We start from the raw sequence: 21,950 nt of genomic DNA on the forward strand, positions 1-21,950 counted from the left end.
TGTCTTGTCTAGACGGCGGCGGCCAGCGTGGCGTGCACCTCGGCGTCGGGTGCCTGGGTGATCAGCGTCTCACCGAAACGCTTGAGCAGAATGAATTTGATCGCGCCCGCTTCCGCCTTCTTGTCGACCTGCATCAGTTCGACGTAACGCGCTTCGCCGAGCGCAGGCGCTTTGGTCGGCAAATGCGCGGCGACGATCACGTCGACCAGACGGCGACGCGCCGCATCGTCGAGATAACCGAGGCGCACGGACAGATCCGCCGCCATCGCCATTCCGCAGCCGACCGCCTCGCCATGCAGCCACTCGCCGTAGCCGAGGCCGGCCTCGATCGCGTGACCGAACGTGTGGCCAAAGTTAAGGATGGCGCGCAGTCCGCCTTCGCGCTCGTCCTTGGCCACCACCGACGCCTTGATCTCGCACGAGCGCTTGACCGCTTCGGTGAGCGCCGCGGGTTCGCAGCGATTCAACGCGTCGACATTGGCTTCGATCCAGTCGAAGAAACTGGCGTCGGCGATCGCACCGGTCTTGATCACTTCGGCGACACCCGCCGCCAGTTCCCGCGCGGGCAGCGTGCGCAGCGCGCCGATATCGGCGATCACGGCTTGCGGCTGGTAGAACGCGCCGATCATGTTCTTGCCGAGCGGGTGATTGATGCCGGTCTTGCCGCCCACCGACGAATCCACTTGCGACAGCAATGTGGTCGGCACCTGGATGAACGGCACGCCGCGCATGTAGCAGGCCGCGGCAAACCCCGTCATGTCGCCGATCACGCCGCCGCCCAACGCGATCAACGTCGTCTTGCGATCGGCGCGCGAGCCGAGCAGCGCGTCGAAGATCAGGTTCAGTGTTTCGAGATTCTTGTGCGCTTCGCCATCCGGCAAAACGACCGTCGACACCTGTTTGCCGAGCGGCGCCAGCGCCGCGCGCAGCGTGTCGCCATAGAGCGGGTCGACCGTCGTGTTCGTGACGATGGTGACCGAGCTGCCGGCGATATGCGGCGCGAACAGCGCGGTCCGGCCGATCAGGTCGGCACCGATATGGATGGGGTAGGCGCGCTCGCCCAGTTCGACGTTGACGGTAATCATATGGTCCATTATGACGCAGGATGTTTGGCGACGCCGGCCATCTCGAGCTGCATCAGAACCATGTTGACGAGTCCGTTGACCGAAGGCCGGCCGGTTTCAATCACGAAATGTGCGCATTCGCGGTACAGCGGATCACGCACTTCGTAGAGCGCTTCGAGGCGCGCTTTGGGATCTTCGGTCTGCAAAAGCGGACGGTTCTTGTCGCGCCGCGTGCGCAGCCACAGGTCATGAGGATTGGCGCGCAGATAGATCACCACGCCGTTATTCCGCAGCGCCGCGCGGTTTTCCGGCCGCAGCACCGCACCACCGCCGGTGGCCAGCACGATATTGTCGCGCCCCGTGAGGTCGGAAATCACACTCGCCTCGCGCTCGCGGAAGCCCGCTTCGCCCTCCAGCTCGAAGATCACCGGAATACGCGCGCCCGTGCGCGCCTCGATTTCATGATCGGAATCGAAGAACGGGCGATCGAGACGGCGCGCAATGGCCCGGCCCACGGTGGTTTTCCCTGCCCCCATGAGACCTACAAAAAATACATTGGCGTGTGCGTCCCGCGCTTGCAACGGTGTCCTCTGGCTAATCCGGTATGGTTCGTGCCGCAGCTTACTGGCAAAGCGGCTGCCTTGTCGAGCCTGCGCGCCGCCGCTGGCGCGCGGCGGCGGCCCGCCCCTAATTTATCGGGACGACGCGCGGCGTGATGAATACAGCCAGTTCGCTGCGCTGATCGCGATGCGCCCGATTGCGGAAAAGCGCGCCCAAAACCGGTATTTTGCCCAGGACAGGCACCCGAGTCACATCGTCCCGGTCATCGGACGCGTAAATTCCGCCGATCGACACCGTACCACCATCCTCGACTTCGACGCGCGTTTGCACGTGTTTGGTGTTGATCGCGGGCCCGGCATCGGTCTGCTCGCCGACGCTGTCCTTGGCGACATCGAGGTCCAGCACCACACGGCCGTCGGGCATGATTTGCGGCTCGACCTCCAGTTTGAGCGTGGCCCGCCGGAACTGCACGCCCGACACGCCTTGCCCTACCTTGGCCTGATACGGCAGCTCGGTGCCCTGTTCGACTACCGCTTTCATCCGGTCCGCCGTGACCACCCGCGGGCTCGAGATGATTTTCCCGCGCCCCTCGGCTTCGAGCGCGCTCAATTCGATGTTCAGGAGCCGCGTCGCCCCGGCCGCGAACAACGTGAGCCCGGCGGTGGCGACATCGAAACCGGAGATCGGGCGAGCCGACAAATCGTAGACGGTGCCGTCCGTGCCGCCGCTCAGGCCTTTCGCCGTACCGTCGGTGCTGGTGGCGGCCAGTGAGAGCCGCACGCCGAGATTGCGTGAAAAGCCGTGATCGCCCTCGACGATGCGCGCTTCGATCAACACCTGGCGGGTCGGCCGGTCGAGGGAAACGAGCAGCGCCGCGATCTGTTCGAGCCGCCCCGCGAGATCGGTGATGAACAGCAGATTGGTGCGCGGATCGGCGGTCACGGCGCCGCGTTTGGACAGCACGCGCTGCGCGCCCGAGCCGGTCAACAGACGCCGCACGTCCTCGGCGTGCGCGTAGTGCAGCTCGAAGGTGCGGCTTGCGAGCGGCTCGAGATCGGCGGCTCGCGCGTGCGCTTCGAAACGCTGACGCTCGCGCGCGGCGAGATCCGCAACCGGCGCGACCCAGATTACATTGCCGTGACGCTCCATCGCCAGATTGTTGACGTCGAGCAAGGTATCGAATGCGGTGCGCCAAGGCACCTTGTCGAGCCGCAGCGACACGGCGCCCCGCACTCTTTCGCTCGCGACGATGTTCAAGCCCGTGAACTCGGCGAACGCCTTGAGCACGGCGCCGAGTTCGGCGCGCTGGAAGTTCAGCGAGATCGGTTTGTCGTCGGCGGCCAGTCCGGCGTCGGCGGAGGTTCGCGGCGCGTCGCTCAGGCGCACACGCGGCGGCAGCGGTACGGGCGGACCTTCGAGCGCAGCGGCGCCGCCCCCGGCATCGTCGCGCGTCGCGGCCGCCGCCTGCTTTGCGCCCAGCGGCACGGAGCCTTCGGCCGCCGCGGCGAAGTCGTCCGGATTGGCGTTGGCATTGGCCGACTGCGCGGCCGTTCGTGCTACGCCGGAGTCCTCGGCTGTCTCGTCGCGAAACGGGTTCGGCACGTCGGCGGATACCCCGCGCGGCAACGGCGCTGCGCCATACGCGGGATCGGCGGGCGCGACCGCGTCGTCGAGCGGCATCGAGTCCGGCAACGGCGGCAGTAGTGGCAGCGGTGGCGCCGAAGCCTGCGCGACCCCGCCGCTTAGCGCGGCACTGACGCAAAGGCCGATGCACGTTCGCAACCAGGGACGCACGCGGCCATGAAGAGATGCACGCTTGGAGCGGGCGCCCGCGCAGTTCGCGAGCAAAGGCTTCGCCAATCTTTCCGTCATGAAGCCTCCGCCAGCGCGAGCGTGCGCGTCGTGCCGCCTTTGGCGAGCGTAATGCCGAGCGCGTCGAGCCGCGTGACGCGCTCCGCGCCAAGCTGCTGCCCGGACGCGACGGTCGTCGCGCCATCCGGTGTGTCGAGCAGGGCCAGCCCACGTGTGCGATCGCGCAGCACGCCGACCAGGCGCAATTGCGACAACTCGGGGAGCTCGCCGGCGGCCTGCATCTGTGGATGCGCGAACGGATCGAAGAACACGATGTCTTCGTCGTCGTCCGCATCGAGGCTCGCGTCGTCGAACGCGTGCGCGGCGTCATTCGACGCAGCGGGCCGCAGCGCACTGAACACGCGCAGCGTCGCGCTCACCGACAACGCCGTCGCTTCCTGTTTGACGGTCACATCGACGGGGACGATCAGCACCGGCAGGTCCGACAGGCCGTGCAAAAACGCCATCAGATGAACGAAATCCGTGTGCGCGGTGAGTTGCAAAGGACGCATGCGTTCGATGCCTTCGCCGCTGGCGGCGCCCGGTTCGAGCGCGAGCAACGCGACGCGATTCTCGGCTGCCAATTCGGACACGATGCGCACGTCGTCGGCGGAACTCCACGAAGCGGCCGGCGCGACGACCGGCCTGCCCGTGGCCGCGCGACGCAACAAAGGCAATTGCGCGAGCGAGCGCCGCGCTTTCGCAAGCCGCTGAACCCCGGCGGCCAACGCCACGCGGCTCGCCTCGACCCCGCTGAGATCGGCAACGATCCAGCCATGCGCGCCCAGCCCAAACACCAGCACACCGATCAGCAGCGCAGCCAGCCAGCGGCGGCGCAGGCTCCAGGCCGCGAGCGGCACACGCAACCGCCTGAGCCAATAGGCGGGAGAGAATGGCGCGCTCGCCGCGCCGCCCGATTCGACAAAGATCGTACTCATTTCACACCTCCCGATGGTTTGGACTTCACAGGACGCGCAGCGGCAGCAGCTGGGCGGGCGGCTTTGGGCGCCGGTTCGTCCCAGCGCAGATGTGCGCCGAACTCGACCGGACCGCTCACGCTTTCATCCACGGGCGAACTGCCGCGCGTTGTCGGGCGATGCAGGTCGCTCATCTCCGCGCCCTTCACTCCGCGGATCGCACCGAGCCGCTTGAGCCATTCCGCCGACGCGAGATTTCCGCGCGACGTCGCCAGCAACTCGGTCTCGTGCTCGCGATGACGCATTTGCCGCAGCAGCACGCCATCGCCCGGTTCGAAACTCAGCGCCTCGAGCAGATCGAGCAGATGCGCGAGCGGCTCGGACACGCTCGTCGCGCGCGCCGCGTGCTTGCGCATCTCGTCCTGCGCGCGCAGCAAGCTGGCGTGCTCCGCGAGCGGCGTGGCTAGTTGTGTGAGGACATGTTCGATCGACGCGCGTTGCGCATCGAGGCGCGCTTTCTCGAATGTCTGCCACCCGGCCAACGCGAGGAGCGCGACACAGCCCGCGAACACGGCGGCGATCCATTCGCACACGCGAAGACGCCGCGCGAGCCGCGCATTGCGTTGCCGGTAAGGCAGCAGATTGAAACCGCCGAGCCACGGCCGAACGAAGCGCGACGAACCCGCCACCCGCGAGCCCGCCGCATTCAACAGCACAGGTTCGCGCATCATTCGATCACCCCGCGCAACGCGAGCCCGAACGCAACCGCGCCGGCCGGCTCGTGCAACAGGTCGTCGCTCAGCGGCCGCATGAGGCCGGCCAGCGGCGCGCATTCGAACGGCAGCACCGTGCAGCCCAACACGTCCCCGATATCCGCGAGCGAGAAGCCCACGCCGTCGAGCAGATCGACTTCGCCGCTCACCAACGCGCAGTCGAGTTCGGGGCCGTAGGCGAGATCGCGCAACGCGTCGGCGAGGTCCGTGTGCTCGGGCGCCGGATAACGCATTTCGCTGGCAATGCTGTCGTCGACGATGCGCCAGCCGTACACGCCATCCGAGCCGATCCATAGCGCCACATACGGCTCGAGCGGATCGAGCTCGCGGCTCGCCGCGTAGCGCATCGCGCGCAACGCCGCATGCGGCTCGCCGTCGATCGCGCTCAGCGAGATGCCGGCAGTTGCCGCGCATTCCATGCGCGCTTCGAGATGCTGGCGCGCGGTGGCGGCGATCTTCACCGAGCGGATCGGCGACGGCGCTTCATCGACGAACCAGTCGACCGCCAGCGCGTGCCGCTCGATTCCCGCGATGCGCTCCGCCTCGCCCATCACCGCCGGCTCCAGTTCGGCCAGATCATGCCCGCCGTCTTCCGCGCAGTGGCTTTGCGCGGCAAGTCGCGCGAACGGCACGGTCGTCGTCGACGTCGCTGACGCGGGCACGGCCATCGCACATCGCAATGCGTGCGTCGCACACGCGCGCGGCAAGCTGGCGAACGCATCGCGCAACGCACGCGCCACCGCCTGACGGTCGGCGATCTCGGTGCCGGCCATCGCACCACAGGCCAGCGGCACGGTGCTGACGTATTCGAGATACAGCGCGCCGCGTGCGCGCGAACGCTGACTCAGCACGACCAGACGCACGTTTTGCGAACCCACATCGATACCGGCGGCGAAACGCTGCCGACCCGAACGCACTGCTTGAAGCCACGAATTTCTGAACCCCATCACGCCCTCCCTCTGACTCACGCGACGAACCATTCGAACGCGAGTAACGAAGGAGAATTGTGCGTAGCCGCGCCGCCGCGCGACACTCAGCCGAATGGCTAACGTTGAGTGGCGCACACCCCGCGCGCGATCAAAACGACTACAGTGAAGTCACTTCCGCGCCGCGCGCGCCAACCCGACAGCACGCTTCGTAAGCGCGCCGAAAGCTGAAAAGCGAGGCGGCTATAATCGCGGGACTGTTTTTTGGTGCACATATGCAATCCACGTCTCCTACGTCCCCGCCGCCCGCGCCTCAGAAGCGCAAAACTCCGCTATGGCTCAAGCTGATCCTGGGCTTCGTCGGTCTGATCGTCGCGGGCATTCTGTGCGTACTGCTGGTGCTCGGTTATGCGCTGGTCGTCGCCACGCCGAATCTGCCTTCGCTCGATGCGCTGACCGACTATCGGCCCAAGGTGCCGTTGCGCATCTATACGGCGGACCATGTGTTGATCGGCGAATTCGGCGAGGAGCGGCGCGACATCGTGCATATCCAGGATGTGCCCGATAGTTTGAAGAAGGCGATCCTCGCGATCGAAGACGCGCGCTTCTACGATCACGGCGGCGTCGACCTCACCGGCATCGCCCGCGCGGGCTTCGTCGCGCTGACGAACGGCCACGCCACCCAGGGCGCCAGCACGATCACGATGCAGGTGGCGCGCAACTTCTTCCTGTCGAGCGAGAAGACCTACACGCGCAAGATTTACGAGATGCTGCTCGCGTACAAGATCGAGTCGAAGCTGACCAAAGATCAGATTCTCGAGGTGTACATGAATCAGATCTATCTCGGCCAGCGCGCGTACGGTTTCGCCAGCGCGGCGCGCGTGTACTTCGGCAAGGACCTGAAAGATCTGACGCTGGCGGAGTCGGCGATGCTGGCCGGTCTGCCGAAGGCGCCGTCCGCGTATAACCCGGTGGTCAATCCGAAGCGCGCGAAGGTGCGTCAGGAGTACATCCTGGAGCGCATGTACGAGTTGCACTACATCACGCAGGAACAATACGACGAGGCAAGCAGACAGGCGCTCGTCGTCAAGGGCGCGGGCAAGGAGTTCAGCGTGCACGCGGAGTACGTCGCGGAAATGGTGCGGCAGATGATGTACGCGCAGTATCGCGAAGAAGCGTACACGCGCGGCCTGAACGTCGTGACCACGATCGACTCCGCCGATCAGGACGTCGCCTACCGCGCGCTGCGCAAAGGGCTGATGGACTACGAGCGACGCCACGGCTATCGCGGACCGGAGGCGTTCATCGATCTGCCGTCCGATCAGGAGGACCGCGAACAGGCAATCGACGACGCGTTGCTCGAACATCCGGACAACGGCGAGATCATCGCCGCGGTCGTTACCGCGGCGAGTCCGAAGCAGGTGCAGGCCACGTTCATCGACGGCAACGTCGCGACCATCCAGGGCGACGGCCTGCGCTTCGCGCAGTTCGCGCTCGGTGCGCGCGCGCAGCCGAATCAACGTGTGCGGCCCGGCGCGATTATCCGTCTCGTGAAGAACGACGATGGCGACTGGTCGATCACGCAACTGCCGCAAGTCGAAGGCGCGTTCATTTCGGTGATTCCGCAGGACGGCGCGATTCGCGCGCTGGTCGGCGGCTTCGACTTCAACAAGAACAAGTTCAACCACGTGACCCAGGCGTGGCGTCAGCCGGGTTCGAGCTTCAAGCCGTTCATCTATTCGGCGTCGCTCGAAAAAGGACTCGGGCCGGCCACGGTGATCAACGATGCGCCGCTCTTTTTCAGCGCCGCCGAAACCGGCGGCCAGGCGTGGGAGCCGAAGAACTATGGCGGCGGCTTCGACGGTCCGATGACGATGCGCACCGCGCTGCAGAAGTCGAAGAACCTCGTGTCGATCCGCATCCTGAACCAGATCGGCACGAAGTACGCGCAGCAGTACATCACGCGCTTTGGCTTCGACGCGGAACGGCACCCGGCGTATCTGCCGATGGCGCTCGGCGCGGGTCTCGTCACGCCGTTGCAGATGGCCGGCGCGTTCTCGGTGTTTGCGAACGGCGGCTATCGCATCAATCCGTATCTGATCGCCGAAGTCACCGATCAGCGCGGCATTGTGGTCGCGCACGCGCAGCCGTTGGTAGCTGCGCAAAGCGCGCCGCACGCGATCGAACCGCGCAACGCGTACGTGATGAACAGCTTGCTGCAAAGCGTCGCGCAGCGCGGCACGGGCGCGAAAACCAATGTGCTCAAGCGCACCGATCTCGGCGGCAAGACGGGCACGACCAACGATTCACGCGACGCGTGGTTCGCCGGTTATCAGCACACGCTCACGGCAATTGCGTGGATCGGCTACGACAACCCGCGCAGTCTCGGCGACAAGGAAACCGGCGGCGGCCTCGCGTTGCCGGTGTGGATCGAGTACATGGGTCGCGCGCTCAAAGGCGTGCCCGAATACAAGATGGCTCGCCCCGACGACGTGACCGAGATCGGCTCGGAGCTTTACTTCGACGACTTCACGCCGGGGCACGGGTTCGTGTCGACGGTCGGCGTCAGTCAGGCGACACTCGACGCTCAGGCGAGCGCGGCAGCGGCTGCGCCCGAGCAGGTTGGCGAGCAGGAGAAGCAGGACATCATGAATCTGTTCCGCGGACACTGACGGTTCGTCTCACGCCGCTGAGAAAAACAAAACCGCCGCACATCTTCCGATGCGCGGCGGTTTTGTTTTGGGCGGTCGATTGGCTGCGCGCGGGCGCTCATTCAAGCGCTGACGCGCGCGAGCGCGCACGACGGCGGCTCAAATTACGCTGCGAAGCGCACCGGCTCGCCGGCCTGCTGCGTCGCATATTCCGACAGCGCGGCAAAAAACTCGTTGCCGCTACGCGTATCGCGCCATTCGCCATCGACGAAACGGAAGTGAAAACCGCCCGCTTTCGCCGCGATCCAGATCTCGCTCATAGGCGGTTGCAGGTTGACGATAATCTTCGAGCGATTCTCGAATTCGAGCGTCAGCACGTTGCCGCTGCGCTCCAGTTCGATGTCGACGTCGGTGTCGTCCAGCGCACGTTCGATGGCGGCTAGCGCAGCCTCCGCGCGGGTCAGGTAATCACTATCGGACATGCTAAACTCCATCGATTATTTATTCAGGGACAGTCATGCGAGTCGTATCTCGGATGCGCGCGGCGGTGCCCGGCCGCGCGATTGTAGCGGGTTTGGCCATTCTCGCAGGTTGCGCACTCGGTGGCTCGCTCGCCGGTTGCGGTCAACGCGGTTCGCTCTATTTGCCGACCGTGCCGCCGCTGCCGGCTCCGCCGGCCTCCCGCACGCAAACGCCGCCGCCGGACGAGACGCAAGCCACGCCGGACACCGCCACCGACCAGAGTTCCGTGCCGGATACCTCGGGCACGCCGCTCTCGCTGGCGCCGGAAACCGAACTCGCCACGCCGCCCGCTTCCGCCGCATCCGGCACTGCCGCTCCGCTGCCTGCTTCTGCCGTCACCCCCGTTCAATAGACTTTCGCATGACTCGATCCGCATTTGACTACGTCGACGGCGTATTGCACGCCGAAGGCGTGTCCGCCGTCTCTCTCGCCGAACAGTTCGGCACGCCGCTGTACGTGTATTCGCGCGCCGCGCTCACCGCAGCGTGGAACGCGTATGCGGGTGCCTGCGCCGGCCGTCGCGCGAGTGTGCACGTGGCCGTCAAGGCCAACAGCAATCTCGCGGTGCTGAACGTGTTCGCGCGTCTCGGCGCCGGCTTCGACATCGTGTCGGGCGGCGAACTGGCGCGCGTGCTGGCGGCCGGCGGCAAAGCGGAAAACACTGTGTTTTCCGGCGTCGGCAAGCATGCGGACGAGATGCGCGACGCACTCGCGGCCGGCGTCAAGTGCTTCAACGTCGAATCGATTCCGGAGCTCGATCGCCTGAACGCGGTCGCCGCCGAAATGGGCAAGAAGGCGCCGGTGTCGCTGCGCGTGAATCCCGATGTCGATGCCAAAACGCATCCGTATATTTCCACCGGGCTGAAGTCGAACAAGTTCGGCGTTGCCTTCGAGGACGCGCGCGCCACGTATCAGGCAGCTGCTGCGATGGCTAATCTCGACGTGGTCGGCATCGACTGCCATATCGGCTCGCAGATCACTGAAGTCGCGCCGTATCTCGACGCGGTCGACAAGGTGCTGGAACTGGTAGAGCAGATCGAACAGGACGGCGTGAAGATTCGCCACATCGACGTGGGCGGCGGTCTCGGCATTACGTATGACGACGAAACTCCGCCGGAGATCGGCGAGTTTGTGCGCACCGTGCTCGATCGCATCGAAGCGCGCGGTCACGGTCATCGCGAAGTGTATTTCGAGCCGGGCCGCTCGCTGGTCGGCAATGCGGGCGTGCTGCTCACGCGCCTCGAGTTTCTGAAGCCGGGCGCGGAGAAAAACTTCGCCATCGTCGACGCGGCGATGACCGATCTCGCGCGCCCCGCGATGTACGAGGCGTATCACGCGATCGACCCGGTCGTGAAGCGCGACGTGCCGGCTCATGTGTACGACGTGGTCGGCCCGGTCTGCGAAAGCGGCGACTGGCTCGGCCGCGAACGCCTGCTGGCCGTCGAACCGGGCGATCTGCTGGCGATCCGCTCGGCCGGCGCTTACGGCTTCGTGATGAGCTCGAACTACAACACGCGCCCGCGTGCGGCCGAGGTGATGGTCGATGGTACACAGGCGCATGTGGTTCGCGCACGCGAAGAGGTCAAGCAGCTGTTTGCGGGTGAAACGATCTTGCCGGTGTAAACGGTAGTTTGGCGCGCGCTAACCGTGCGCAGCGGCAACACGAAAAAAAGGCGATGCCGCGTTGGCATCGCCTTTTTCTATTTGTGCGCTGTGCTTTGCGCTGCAACGCGCGGTGATCTTCAACGCGTCTTCAGCTTCGGCTTGCGGTCGCGTAGCCAGACAATCAATCGCCATCCCAGCAGCACGACCATGATTGCGCCGTAGATCTTCGGCAACAGCAGATCGTGCTTGCCCGCCTTCATCCACCAGAAATGCAGGATCGCGAGCGCGCCGATTGCATAGATCGCGCGATGCAGCGTCTGCCAACGACGCCCGAGTTTGCGCACCATCGCGCGCGGCGACGTCACGGCCAACGCGATCAGCAACACGAACGCGGCGAAACCCACCGTGATGAACGGCCGCTTGCCGATGTCCTTCAGAATGGCCGCCACGTTGAACCATTTGTCGAACCAGAGGTACGTGGTGAAATGCAGGGCCGCGTAAAAGAACGCGTAGAGGCCGAGCATGCGCCGAAAGCGCACGACCGCTGCAACGCCGGTGAGCCGGCGCAACGGCGTCACGGCCAGCGTGATGCAGAGAAACACGAGCGTCCACAAACCCGTCGAGCGCGTGATGAACTCGATCGGATTCGCACCGAGCCGGTCGGTCATGCCGAACAACACGATGCGCGCGAGCGGGTACCACGCCGCGATAAACACCGCGATTTTCACCGGCACGATCCAGTGCGCGCCGCCTGCGGGACGCTTCGCTGTCGCGGCCGCGTTCGCCGCTGTCTTTCCCGTTGCTGTGGGCGCAGCCGTTGACGCACGCCCCGCATTGCGCTCGGTCGGGACAGCTGGTTGCGTATCGGAAGCCATCGTTGCGCCTCAGAAATTTTTCTTCAGGTCCATGCCCTGATAGAGCGACGCGACCTGATCGCCGTAACCATTGAATATCAGCGTCTTGCGCTTGGGCGTGAAGAAGCCGTCTTCACCGATGCGCCGCTCGGTCGCCTGGCTCCAGCGCGGATGATCGACATTCGGATTCACGTTCGAATAAAAACCGTACTCGCTCGATGCGTACGTGTTCCAACTGGTCGGCGGCTGTTTGTCGAGAAAGCGAATCTTCACCAGCGACTTCGCGCTCTTGAAACCGTATTTCCATGGCACGACGACACGCACCGGCGCGCCGTTCTGATTCGGCAGCACCTGGCCGTAGAGACCCATCGTCAGCAGCGTCAGCGGGTTCATCGCTTCGTCCATGCGCAGGCCTTCGGAATACGGCCAGTCGAGCACGGGCGTCGACAGCCCCGGCATCTGCGACGGGTCAGCCAGCGTGATGAACTGCACGTACTTCGCGTTGCCGGTCGGCTGCACGCGTTTGATCAACTCCGACAGCGGCACGCCGATCCACGGAATCACCATCGACCACCCTTCGACGCAGCGCAGCCGGTACACGCGCTCTTCGAGCGGCGCGAGCTTGAGCAGTTCGTCGATGTCGTACACCTTCGGATTCCTGATCTCGCCCTCGACGCTCACCTTCCACGGATGCGGCCGCAGCGTCCCGGCGTTGTGCGCGGGATCGGCTTTGTCGGTGCCGAACTCGTAGAAGTTGTTGTACGTGGTGATGTCCTTGTACGGCGTGATCCGGTCGAGCGCGACGAATCTGCTGTTGGTCTTCGCCGCGAGCTTCTGCGCTTTCGGGTCCTGCGCCGAGTACGCGGCGAGCGCCTCGCCGCTCGCGCCGATCAAACCGCCGAGCGCCACCGCGCCAGCCGCTTGCAGCACGCGCCGCCGGTTCTCGAAGACGCGCTGCGGCGTGATTTCGCTGCGGGCGATGTCGTCGCCGATCAGTCGCGTTCTGTCGCTTCGTTTGATCCACATCGTGCCGCTCCTTGCCACCCCATCGGTCTGTGCATCTTACGGGGCATAGTGATGATCGCTCGTCCGGACGTGCGTCCGCTGATCCCATAGGTACTGTGAGGACGAACACATTGGATGCAGCCGATATTCCGTCAGCCGAAAAAAAACCGCCGGTGCGAAGCACACGGCGGTTCTTGCCCGGTTCGGACCGGTACCGCTTACAGCTTGCCGTAGCTATGCAGGCCCGACAGGAACATGTTGACGCCGAGGAACGCGAAGGTCGTCACCAGCAGGCCGGTCAGCGCCCACCATGCCGCAACCGCGCCGCGCAGGCCCTTCATCAGGCGCATGTGCAGCCAGGCCGCATAGTTCAGCCAGACGATCAGCGCCCACGTTTCCTTCGGGTCCCAGCTCCAGTAGCCGCCCCATGCTTCCGCAGCCCACAGCGCGCCGAGAATCGTCGCGATCGTGAAGAACGCGAAGCCGACGGCGATCGACTTGTACATCACGTCGTCGAGCACGTCGAGCGCCGGCAGGCGGTCCGCCAGGACGCCGCGCTCCTTCGCGAGATACGCGACCGCGACCATCGCCGACAACGCAAAGCTGCCATAGCCGATGAAGTTCGCCGGCACGTGAATCTTCATCCACCAGCTTTGCAGCGCCGGAACCAGTGGCTGGATCTGCTGCGCGTCGCGCGAAACCGAGTACCACATCAGGAAACCCACGGCGGCGCTGATCACCAGCAGCACGAACGCGCCGAGCGCGCGGGTGTTGTAGTGCTGCTCGTAGTACAGATAGAAGAGCGCCGTGATCAGGCTGAACAGCACGAACACTTCGTACAGGTTCGAGATGGGAATATGGCCGACGTCCGCGCCGATCAGGTACGACTCGTACCAGCGCACCATCAGGCCGACGAAGCCCATCACGACAGCCGCCCATGTCATCTTTGAGCCGATCGCCGCGCCGGTCGCCGAGCGCGACAGCAGGCCGATCCAATAGAACACGGTGGCGAACACGAAGAGCGCGCTCATCCACAGAATCGCGGACTGACTCGACAGGAAGTACTTGAGGAAGAACGCGGTGTCCGCGCGGCCGAGATCGCCTTGATATATCTGGATCGCCAGCAGCGACAGCGCCGCGATTCCGACCATCAGCGGACGCACCGGCTTCCAGCGCCAGCCGAGCACGACGAAGACCGGCACCGCGCACACCAGCACCAGCTTGTCGTAGTAATTCATGAACGGGTAATAGCGCGACAGCGCGAACCCGGCGCCCGCGACCATCGCGACGGCAAACAGCCAGTCAACGATGCCCAGCCGTTTCAGAAACGGCCGCTCGTCGTACTGCGCGACGTTCAGCGTCTCGCCCGCGAACGACTTGTCGGGCCGCGAGGCGGAAGAGGAGGATGAGGAAACCTGAGTCAAGTCCATGATCTTACCGGGTCGAATCTTGTGAGCTTGCGGGCGGGTCGCCTGCACTGCCGGGCTGGCCGGAGGCGCCAGGTGCTTCGGTGAGCTTCGCGCCCAGCGCCGCGCCTACGGCGTCGCGCGTCTGGACGAATTCTTTTTCGAAGTCGAGCGTTTTGCGCGCGCTCGACATCGCCATCACGACCTGGGTGCCGTGATCGGTATCTTTGAGCCAGAACCAGAGGCGCCGTTCGCGGACGTAGAACATCGAAAAGATGCCTAACACGAGAAGCAGGCTGCCAAGATACACGACTTTTTTGCCCGGCGCGCGCGTCAACTGAAATACCGAAGCTTGCACCTGCTTGAAGGAGTCAAGCTGCAAGTAGACCGGCGATCCATACAGAAAGCTGTCGGATATCGCGTTGATCGAGCTTTGCACGAAGCGGCTCGCCTCCGCGTTCGCTTGCGCCTCGGGCTCGCCGAGCCGTTCGCGCGACAATTGCCATAGATCCCAAGTCGCGCCTTCCAGCATGCGCAGCAGCAGGCCCGCTGCCTTTTCCTGCTCGCCCTTTGGCACCGAATGGTCGATAAAACCGGCGATCGCCTGGAAGCCGCCGACCGGCTGGCCGTTCGGCAGCTTGATCGCGCTGTCGGCGCCGGCGAAAAGGGTCAGCACGCGCAGCGCGCTTTCTTCGAGATGCTGCTGCAACTCGGCGTTCGAACCCGGCACCGAGCGCAGCGCGAAACGGTGCGCGGCCTTCGCGCGCATGGCCGGATCGGCGAGCGTTGCGCGCAGGTTCATCCATTCCTTGACCGTGCCGCCCGTGTCGGCGGGGATGCGCAGATAGCGGAACGGATCGTCCGGATTCAGGCGCATGCCGGCGAGGAACATCTTCTCGCCCGAGACGTCGACCGGCAGCATGTAGTTGTTGTATTCGCGCGCCTGGCCGTCCTTGTCGCGCACCTTGTACTGCACCGACGGGCCGACGTTGTGCAGATCGAGCGGCTTCGACGTCTTCGCGCCGGAGCCGAGGCGCTCGTCGAACGCCTCTTTCAGCGAGCGATGCGCGGCGACGCCGCGGGCATCGTTCTGGCCGCTGCCGTTCGAAACGTTTTCGACGTTGATCGCGCGGAAGTCGGTAAATTCGACGGTCTGGCCGTCGGCGAGCGGCGTGGCCGTGCTGAGCGGCGCATTGCCGCCGATCGCACCGCCGAACGGCGCGGTCTTCGCGCTTGCGCCGGTCATCGGGTAAGCGGTCATCTGCATCTGCGAGCCGCCGTCCTGGAAGCTCGACTGGTAGATCGACACTCCATCGTAAGTGAACGGCTTGTTCACTTCGATGCGCGCCGGCACGCGCGCGCCGGTCTTGTGATCGACCACGACGATGTCGCTCGCGAACAGCTTCGGCATGCCGGTCGAGTAGTAATCGACGATGAACTTGTTCAGCTCGATCGAGAACGGCAGGTCCTGGATCAGCGAGCCATCGGGCTGGTTCAGGATCGCGGTCGACACATGCTGCCCTTCCGGCACCCACGCGTAGCCGCGGAACGTCGGGTTCGATTCGGACAGGCGATGTTCCGGCGGGATCTCGTTGATCACCGTGTTCGCGCGGATCGGCGATTTGTCGAACAGCCACATTTGCAGCTTGATCGGCAGATTGCTGTCGAGCAGGCCGCCGAGGCAGATGATGACGATCGCAAGATGGGCGGAGATGTAGCCGAATTTGGTCAGCGCGCCGCGCTTTGCGGCGATCAGCGTCGCGCCTTCCGACTCACGCGTGACGAACTTGTAGCCGAGTCTCGCCGAGAGTTTGGCGAGCAGCGCCGAGGTGTGCGCGCGCGTGCCGTGCACCGCGAACTCGCCCTTGTGATGGAACGCGCGCAAGCTGCCTTCGCGGACCTTGTCCTTCCAGCTCTTCGCGTCGGCGACCATCTTCGGCGCGTTGCGGATCACACACAGCGACACGGACACCATCAGGAAGCCGAGAATCAGCATGAACCACCACGAGCTGTACACGGTGTACAGGCTCAACGAGCGGAAGATGTCCGCCCAGAAGGGGCCGAACTGATTGACGTAGTTGGGATACGGATCGTCCTGCGTGAGGACGGTGCCGATGATGCTGGCGATCGACAGGATCACGAGCAGCGCAATGGCGAAACGCATCGAACTCAAGACTTCGACGACGCTGCGCAAGACGCGATTGCCCGACTTCGACTGCAAACCCGACGTGGTAACGCTCATTCAAACTCCGACTGAACAGCAAAAAAGGGTGAAGGGCTGTCGTACGCGCGACGCCCTCACCCTTTTCTTGTTGGTACCGGCCTCGCCGGACCGGTTGCACTTGCGAGCGGACTGCTTAACGCAAGCCCGCGATGTAATCGGCAACAGCCTTGATCTCGCTGTCCGACAGACGCGATGCAATGGCATGCATCGCCTCGTTGTTGTTGCGTGCGCCTGGACCCTGCGTGAACGCGGCCAACTGCGCCACCGAGTATTCCGCCCATTGCCCCGACAGAAGCGGGAACTGCGACGGAATCCCCTGACCGGTCGGGCCGTGACAGCTCGCGCAGGCCGGCACGCCCTTGTCGGCGATCCCACCGCGATAGATCTTCTGACCGAGCGCGACGGTGTCCTTGTTGTGCGCGTAGCCGGGCTTCGGAGTCTGCGTCGCGAAATAGGCGGCGACGTTGACCATGTCCTGATCGGATAGCGCCGCGGCCATGCCCGCCATGATCGCATTGTTGCGCGCGGGCTGCTTGGCGCCCGGCTGAATCTTGAAATCGTGCAGCTGCTTGACGAGATATTCGGGATGCTGGCCCGCCAGCTTCGGATAGGCACCGCCGGCACTGTTGCCGTCTGCGCCGTGACATGACGCGCATACCTGAACCGCGATTGCCTGCCCCCGATTGACGTCCGGCTTTACCGGATCTGCTGCTCGTGCCTGAATTGCCAAACCTGAAAGACCTGCCGCTACATGAAGCACCATCAGAGTCTTGCTCAGTCGATTCATTCGCACACCCTGTCTCGTCTTGTGGGATTTTAGAGGTTTTGCAAAATACGACGGCGACCGAGTGACCGCCAGGAGCCGCCAAGGCACGCGGGCTGGCCCCCTCAGGTTTTCAGTAAACCATCGTATTGTACAATAACTCGCTAATCGCTAAGACGCCAGTCGGGCTTGACCCGTCCCCACTCCGGGTTCCCCGGCGTCTCGAATCCTGGCCTGATCATGTCCTTCCTGCTCCACCAATCCCGCTTTTTCACGACCGTCAATCATCTGCGCGATCTGCCGGCCACCTCGCAACCCGAGATCGCCTTCGCGGGACGTTCGAACGCGGGCAAGTCAACGGCCATCAATATCCTGTGCAATCAGAAGCGGCTCGCCTTCGCCAGTAAGACGCCGGGACGCACGCAGCACATCAATTATTTTTCGGTAGGCAAGGCGGATGAGCCGACCGCCCATCTGGTCGACCTGCCGGGCTACGGCTATGCAGAGGTGCCGGGCGCGGCCAAGGCTCACTGGGAAGCGTTGCTGTCCACATATCTGCAATCGCGCTCGCAACTGCGCGGCATGATCCTGATGATGGACTCGCGCCGCCCGCTGACCGATCTGGACCGGCGCATGATCGAGTGGTTCGCGCCGACCGGCAAGCCGATCCACACGCTGCTTACCAAATGCGACAAATTGACGCGCCAGGAAAGCGTGAACGCGTTGCGCGCCACGCAGAAAGGTCTGGCGGAATATCGCACCGCCGGCTACCAGGGCGAACTCACCGCGCAGCTGTTTTCGGCGCTCAAGCGTGTCGGAATCGATGAAGCGCACGGGTTGATCGAAAGCTGGCTGATTCCCGAGGCGAAGGGCGAAACGGACGCGGCGCAGTAAGTTCAGCGACCCGGCTCGGACGGGCCAAAGTGCCATTTCCGGCCGCCCATAAAAAAACCCGCCGCTTAAACGGCGGGTCAAACAGCCTAATCGAAAAAACGACAGGCACCCGCTCAGGGAGGAGAAGCGGGGAGGTCAGCGCAAGGCGCCTTGCTCGATCGGTATGATATACCATTGTCTCGAAAAGTTTCCGGGAGCGGAGGCAGGCGTTACTTGTTCACTCCACACATCCACGATCTTCGATTCGATATGAGCTTCTACCCGCACTACCGTCCGCGCCGCATGCGCCGTGACGACTTCTCGCGTCGCATGATGCGGGAAAACATCCTCACCACCAACGATCTGATTTACCCTGTGTTCATCGTCGAGGGCACCAACGTGCGGCAGGCCGTACCGTCGATGCCGGGCGTAGAACGCGTGTCGGTCGATCTGCTGATGGGCGTCGCCGAGCAATGCGTCGAATTGGGCGTGCCTGTGCTGTCGCTGTTCCCCGCGATCGAGCCATCGCTCAAAACGCCCGATGGCCGCGAAGCGGCCAACCCGGCCGGCCTGATCCCGCGTGCCGTGCGCGAGCTGAAGAAGAATTTCCCCGAACTGGGCGTGCTCACCGACGTCGCGCTCGATCCGTACACGAGCCACGGTCAGGACGGCGTGCTCGACGAAGCGGGCTATGTGATCAACGACGAAACCGTCGAGATACTTGTCGAGCAGGCGCGCGCGCAGGCTGAAGCGGGTGTCGACATCGTCGCGCCTTCGGACATGATGGACGGCCGCATCGGCGCGATCCGCGAAATGCTCGAGAGCGAGGATCACGTCCATACGCGCATCATGGCCTACGCGGCCAAGTTTGCGTCGGCGTTCTACGGCCCGTTCCGCGATGCTGTGGGGTCCGCGACGAACCTCGGCAAGAGCAACAAGATGACGTATCAGATGGACCCGGCCAATTCGAATGAAGCGCTGCGTGAAGTGCAAGCGGACATCAACGAAGGCGCCGACATGGTAATGGTCAAGCCGGGCATGCCGTATCTGGATATCGTGCGTCGCGTAAAGGACGAGTTCCAGTTCCCGACCTACGTGTACCAGGTCAGCGGCGAATACGCGATGCTGAAGGCGGCCGCGCAGAACGGCTGGCTCGATCACGACAAGGTCATGATGGAATCGCTGCTCGCGTTCAAGCGGGCCGGTGCGGATGGGGTGCTGACGTATTTCGCGCTGGATGCCGCGCGGATTTTGCGTTCGCAGAAGTAGCTGATTGGCCGCCTTTGCGGGTGGCTCTAGATTTTGGCGATTGAGAGAAACGGGGGTGGACCTTGGGGCCGCCTCCGTTTTTTTATGGAGGCTTTGCGGGGCTCGGCGCGGTGGATTTGCCCAGTTGCGGTTTGTGACGGGCTTTGCGTCCGGCTTTATGTCTCGCGTGCGCTATTCGGTTTGACTTGTTACCAGACCAAAGTTTGATGCATGCCCCCTGCGCTCACGAGCGATGAGGCAGCCGACGTGTGTCGAGTAACGCCCAAGTCCTCTCCCGTTCCAGCATGCCTGCACGTCACCGCGCTAAACGGACTCCGTCGTGTCCTTGACCAGGCACCTGCGTGACTAAGGTACTGTCGCCCTAGTGAGCGAACCCATGGTCATTGACGCTTGACCGGCCCGTTACCTCACAGCGATTCGCCCCGTCACACTCCCGACGCGCCCGCCCGGTCCAGCGTGCGCAAGAATTTATCCGCAGATTCATACCCTACGACGCGCAGCACTTCCTTCCCGCCCTGATCGAAGAAAATGATCCCCGGTGGCCCAAACAGGCCGAAACGCTTGAGCAGCGCCTGATCGTCAGTGTTGTTCGCAGTAACGTCGGCCCGTAGCAAGTTCATTTGCTTCAATTTCGCTTGAACGCGCGGATCGCTGAAGGTGAACTTCTCCATTTCCTTGCAGCTGACGCACCAGTCCGCATAAAAATCGAGCATAGCGGGCTGTGCAGCCGTTTTGACGGCCTGGTCGAGTTCACTCGACGAGCGGACCGAAGCAAACGTCAGATCGCCCTGCGAGGCCGCTCCCGGTTTGCTGGAGACGTTCGCGGCGACAGTGCCGGGCTCCGCGCCGCGCAACGCCAGCACGGCGAGGGGCCTCAGCGGATCGGACGAGCCGGCAGCCAAACCGACCAGCAACACCGCAGCCCAGACTGCCAACGCAGCACCGATCCCCCGCCCCAGCCCGCGCCACACCGACCCGCCGACGACCGGTGCCGAGAACAACCCAAGCGAAGCCGCGGCCACCAGCAGCCACAGGGCGCTCAACAGCATCGTCGCAGTGGCGCCGAGCACCGGCCAGACGATCCACAGTGCCGCAGCCAGCAGCACGACGCCGAAAAACACCTTGACGCCGTCCATCCATGCACCCGCGCGCGGCAGCAGGGTGCCAGCGCCCAGTCCGACGATGAGGAGCGGCACGCCGAGTCCGAGTCCCATCGAAAACAGTGCCGCGCCGCCGAGGACCGCATCGCCGGTATGCGCGATGAAGGCCAGTACGGCAAAGAGCGGAGCGGTCATGCAGGCGCCGACCACCAGCGCCGAGAGTGCGCCCATCATGGCGACCGCGGCAAACTTGCCGCCTGAGCGTCCTTTCGACGCGCTCGAAACGCCGTCCTGCCAGCGCTGAGGCAGCGCGATATCGAAGCCCGCGATCAGCGTCAGCGCGAAAATCGTCAGCAGCACGGCAAACGCGCCGAGCACCCACGGATTTTGCAGCCACGCGCCGAGGCTCTGTCCGACGAGCGCCGCCGCCACACCGAGCGCGGTGTACACGAGCGCCATCCCAATCACGTAAGCCAGCGACAACGCGAAGCCACGCGCCCGCGTTACCCGCGCGCCTTCACCGATGATGATTGCCGACAAGATCGGAATCATCGGATACGAGCACGGCAGCAGACTGAGCACAGCGCCGGCGATGAAATAGAGCCCGACGATCGCGAAGAAGCCGCCGCGCTGCAGTAGCGACTGGGCGTAGTCGGCGCTGGTGGCGCGCTCGTACCAAGGCTCGTCGGCCGCTGGGGATTGTTGCGTCGCCGCGGCGGCCGCCGCGCTGCCGGCGGGCTGCAAGGCTTCGCCGCTCACATGGTAGACGCGCTCCATCGGCGGATAACAGATACCGGCGTCGGCGCACCCCTGCGACGTCACCGCCAGATCGAATGGTCCCCCCGCCTGTTTGACTGGTATGCGGATCGTCAGCTCGTTGCGATAAGTCTCGACGTTCTTGTTGAAGGTCTGATCGAACTTCACATGGCCGGCCGGCAATTGCGGCTCGCCCAGCATGGCCGTGCCGTTGCGAGTCGCAAATGCGAAGCGCTCGCGGTACATGTAGTAGCCGTCGGCGATCTTGTAGGTTACGACAACTTCGCCGGGTTTCTCGGTGGCGCTGAATTTGAACGCGACGGCCGGATCGAGAAAATCGTCCGCAGCGCGGGCCAGCGGGGCGAACTGCGCGAGAACTGCACAGCCGAGCAGGAAGAATACGATGCGCAGCGCGTGACGCGCGCGCCGGTCGAGACCGTTAAACATGGAGAGGACGTTGGGTTTCAGCAGTGATCCATTGGCCGTACGCGGCTGATGCCGTCGCTTGCCACAAGAGGATTTCCGGCGTGTCGTAGGGATGGTGAGCCTGAATGAAATGCTCGAGCTCCAGCGCGCGCGCGGCGCTCGTTTTGAACAGCAACTGGATCTCCTCCGCGGATTCGATTTTGCCCTGCCAGTGATAGCTCGACTGCACGCTGCCTAATTGCGTGACGCAGGCGCACAACCGCGCAGCCAGCGCATCTGCGGCGAGCTTCTGAGCGACGGCTGCATCCGGCACCGTGGTCAGAATCAGGATCACATTCACACTCACAAAAAGCTCCGGCGACGCACGATTCAGGTGCCGATATCGTATCACCTGACCCTGTGGC

Annotated in this window: 19 protein-coding genes; 5 read left to right on the forward strand and 14 right to left on the reverse strand. The window is 64.2% G+C overall.

Annotation, left to right across the window (positions count from 1 at the left end):
* Positions 1–8: 8 nt before the first annotated feature.
* From aroB to pilM, 6 genes are all read right to left on the reverse strand, one after another.
* Positions 9–1,094 (reverse strand): 3-dehydroquinate synthase, encoded by a 1,086-nt coding sequence (aroB, locus tag BGI01S_RS26175; RefSeq protein ID WP_174447447.1) that lies wholly within the window; start codon positions 1,092–1,094, stop codon positions 9–11.
* Complete coding sequence (locus BGI01S_RS26180) at positions 1,094–1,645, reverse strand: shikimate kinase (RefSeq protein ID WP_084585503.1); 552 nt, start codon at positions 1,643–1,645, stop codon at positions 1,094–1,096. The genes aroB and BGI01S_RS26180 overlap by 1 nt, the downstream gene beginning before the upstream one ends.
* Positions 1,646–1,751: 106 nt before the next feature.
* Positions 1,752–3,497 carry a type IV pilus secretin PilQ gene (locus BGI01S_RS26185; RefSeq protein WP_084585504.1) on the reverse strand — a complete coding sequence of 582 codons (1,746 nt, stop codon included), beginning with the start codon at positions 3,495–3,497 and terminating at the stop codon, positions 1,752–1,754.
* Positions 3,494–4,414: a hypothetical protein gene (locus tag BGI01S_RS26190; RefSeq protein WP_042329231.1), complete on the reverse strand. Its 921-nt coding sequence runs from the start codon at positions 4,412–4,414 to the stop codon at positions 3,494–3,496. The genes BGI01S_RS26185 and BGI01S_RS26190 overlap by 4 nt, the downstream gene beginning before the upstream one ends.
* Complete coding sequence (locus BGI01S_RS26195; RefSeq protein ID WP_042329232.1) at positions 4,411–5,124, reverse strand: hypothetical protein; 714 nt, start codon at positions 5,122–5,124, stop codon at positions 4,411–4,413. Before BGI01S_RS26195 ends, BGI01S_RS26190 begins: the two co-directional genes overlap by 4 nt.
* The gene (gene pilM, locus BGI01S_RS26200) at positions 5,121–6,113 is read right to left on the reverse strand and encodes a type IV pilus biogenesis protein PilM (RefSeq protein ID WP_042329233.1); all 993 of its coding nucleotides are present in this window, start codon (positions 6,111–6,113) and stop codon (positions 5,121–5,123) included. Before pilM ends, BGI01S_RS26195 begins: the two co-directional genes overlap by 4 nt.
* Positions 6,114–6,367: 254 nt before the next feature.
* Here pilM and BGI01S_RS26205 point away from each other — a divergent pair, with 254 nt between their 5' ends.
* Entirely contained in the window at positions 6,368–8,764 is a 2,397-nt protein-coding gene (locus BGI01S_RS26205) for a penicillin-binding protein 1A (RefSeq protein WP_042329234.1), read from the forward strand.
* 143 nt (positions 8,765–8,907) lie between these two features.
* Here the strand turns inward: BGI01S_RS26205 and cyaY are convergent, their stop codons facing one another.
* The gene (cyaY, locus tag BGI01S_RS26210; protein WP_042329235.1) at positions 8,908–9,225 is read right to left on the reverse strand and encodes an iron donor protein CyaY; all 318 of its coding nucleotides are present in this window, start codon (positions 9,223–9,225) and stop codon (positions 8,908–8,910) included.
* A 35-nt stretch (positions 9,226–9,260) separates the two neighbouring features.
* On the opposite strand from cyaY, the gene BGI01S_RS26215 reads away from it, so the two are divergent.
* Together BGI01S_RS26215 and lysA are read left to right on the forward strand one after the other, a co-directional pair.
* Positions 9,261–9,617 (forward strand): lipoprotein, encoded by a 357-nt coding sequence (locus BGI01S_RS26215; RefSeq protein WP_042329236.1) that lies wholly within the window; start codon positions 9,261–9,263, stop codon positions 9,615–9,617.
* 8 nt (positions 9,618–9,625) lie between these two features.
* Positions 9,626–10,888, forward strand: coding sequence for a diaminopimelate decarboxylase (lysA, locus tag BGI01S_RS26220; RefSeq protein ID WP_042329238.1), 1,263 nt, complete (start codon positions 9,626–9,628; stop codon positions 10,886–10,888).
* Positions 10,889–11,007: 119 nt separating this feature from the next.
* Here lysA and msrQ read toward each other — a convergent pair whose 3' ends face one another.
* The 5 genes from msrQ to BGI01S_RS26245 all read right to left on the reverse strand — a co-directional run bounded on the left by msrQ (position 11,008) and on the right by BGI01S_RS26245 (position 17,146).
* Entirely contained in the window at positions 11,008–11,745 is a 738-nt protein-coding gene (gene msrQ / locus BGI01S_RS26225; protein ID WP_042329239.1) for a protein-methionine-sulfoxide reductase heme-binding subunit MsrQ, read from the reverse strand.
* 9 nt (positions 11,746–11,754) lie between these two features.
* Complete coding sequence (msrP, locus tag BGI01S_RS26230) at positions 11,755–12,750, reverse strand: protein-methionine-sulfoxide reductase catalytic subunit MsrP (RefSeq protein WP_042329240.1); 996 nt, start codon at positions 12,748–12,750, stop codon at positions 11,755–11,757.
* A gap of 197 nt (positions 12,751–12,947) precedes the next feature.
* Positions 12,948–14,159: a c-type cytochrome biogenesis protein CcsB gene (ccsB, locus tag BGI01S_RS26235; protein ID WP_042329241.1), complete on the reverse strand. Its 1,212-nt coding sequence runs from the start codon at positions 14,157–14,159 to the stop codon at positions 12,948–12,950.
* 4 nt (positions 14,160–14,163) lie between these two features.
* A complete protein-coding gene (locus tag BGI01S_RS26240) occupies positions 14,164–16,377 on the reverse strand; it encodes a cytochrome c biogenesis protein ResB (protein WP_042329242.1) in 2,214 nt (737 codons plus the stop codon).
* Between the two features lie 115 nt (positions 16,378–16,492).
* Positions 16,493–17,146, reverse strand: a complete 654-nt coding sequence (locus BGI01S_RS26245) for a c-type cytochrome (RefSeq protein WP_042329244.1) — start codon at positions 17,144–17,146, stop codon at positions 16,493–16,495.
* A 216-nt stretch (positions 17,147–17,362) separates the two neighbouring features.
* Here BGI01S_RS26245 and yihA point away from each other — a divergent pair, with 216 nt between their 5' ends.
* Positions 17,363–18,016: a ribosome biogenesis GTP-binding protein YihA/YsxC gene (gene yihA, locus BGI01S_RS26250; protein ID WP_042329246.1), complete on the forward strand. Its 654-nt coding sequence runs from the start codon at positions 17,363–17,365 to the stop codon at positions 18,014–18,016.
* A 249-nt stretch (positions 18,017–18,265) separates the two neighbouring features.
* Complete coding sequence (gene hemB, locus BGI01S_RS26255) at positions 18,266–19,264, forward strand: porphobilinogen synthase (RefSeq protein ID WP_042329249.1); 999 nt, start codon at positions 18,266–18,268, stop codon at positions 19,262–19,264.
* 425 nt (positions 19,265–19,689) lie between these two features.
* Here the strand turns inward: hemB and dsbD are convergent, their stop codons facing one another.
* Together dsbD and cutA are read right to left on the reverse strand one after the other, a co-directional pair.
* A complete protein-coding gene (dsbD, locus tag BGI01S_RS26260; protein ID WP_042329251.1) occupies positions 19,690–21,567 on the reverse strand; it encodes a protein-disulfide reductase DsbD in 1,878 nt (625 codons plus the stop codon).
* Entirely contained in the window at positions 21,560–21,892 is a 333-nt protein-coding gene (cutA, locus tag BGI01S_RS26265; RefSeq protein ID WP_042329253.1) for a divalent-cation tolerance protein CutA, read from the reverse strand. Before cutA ends, dsbD begins: the two co-directional genes overlap by 8 nt.
* Positions 21,893–21,950 lie beyond the last annotated feature (58 nt).

The organism is Paraburkholderia ginsengisoli NBRC 100965 (assembly GCF_000739735.1).
In the GTDB taxonomy this organism is placed as follows: domain Bacteria; phylum Pseudomonadota; class Gammaproteobacteria; order Burkholderiales; family Burkholderiaceae; genus Paraburkholderia; species Paraburkholderia ginsengisoli.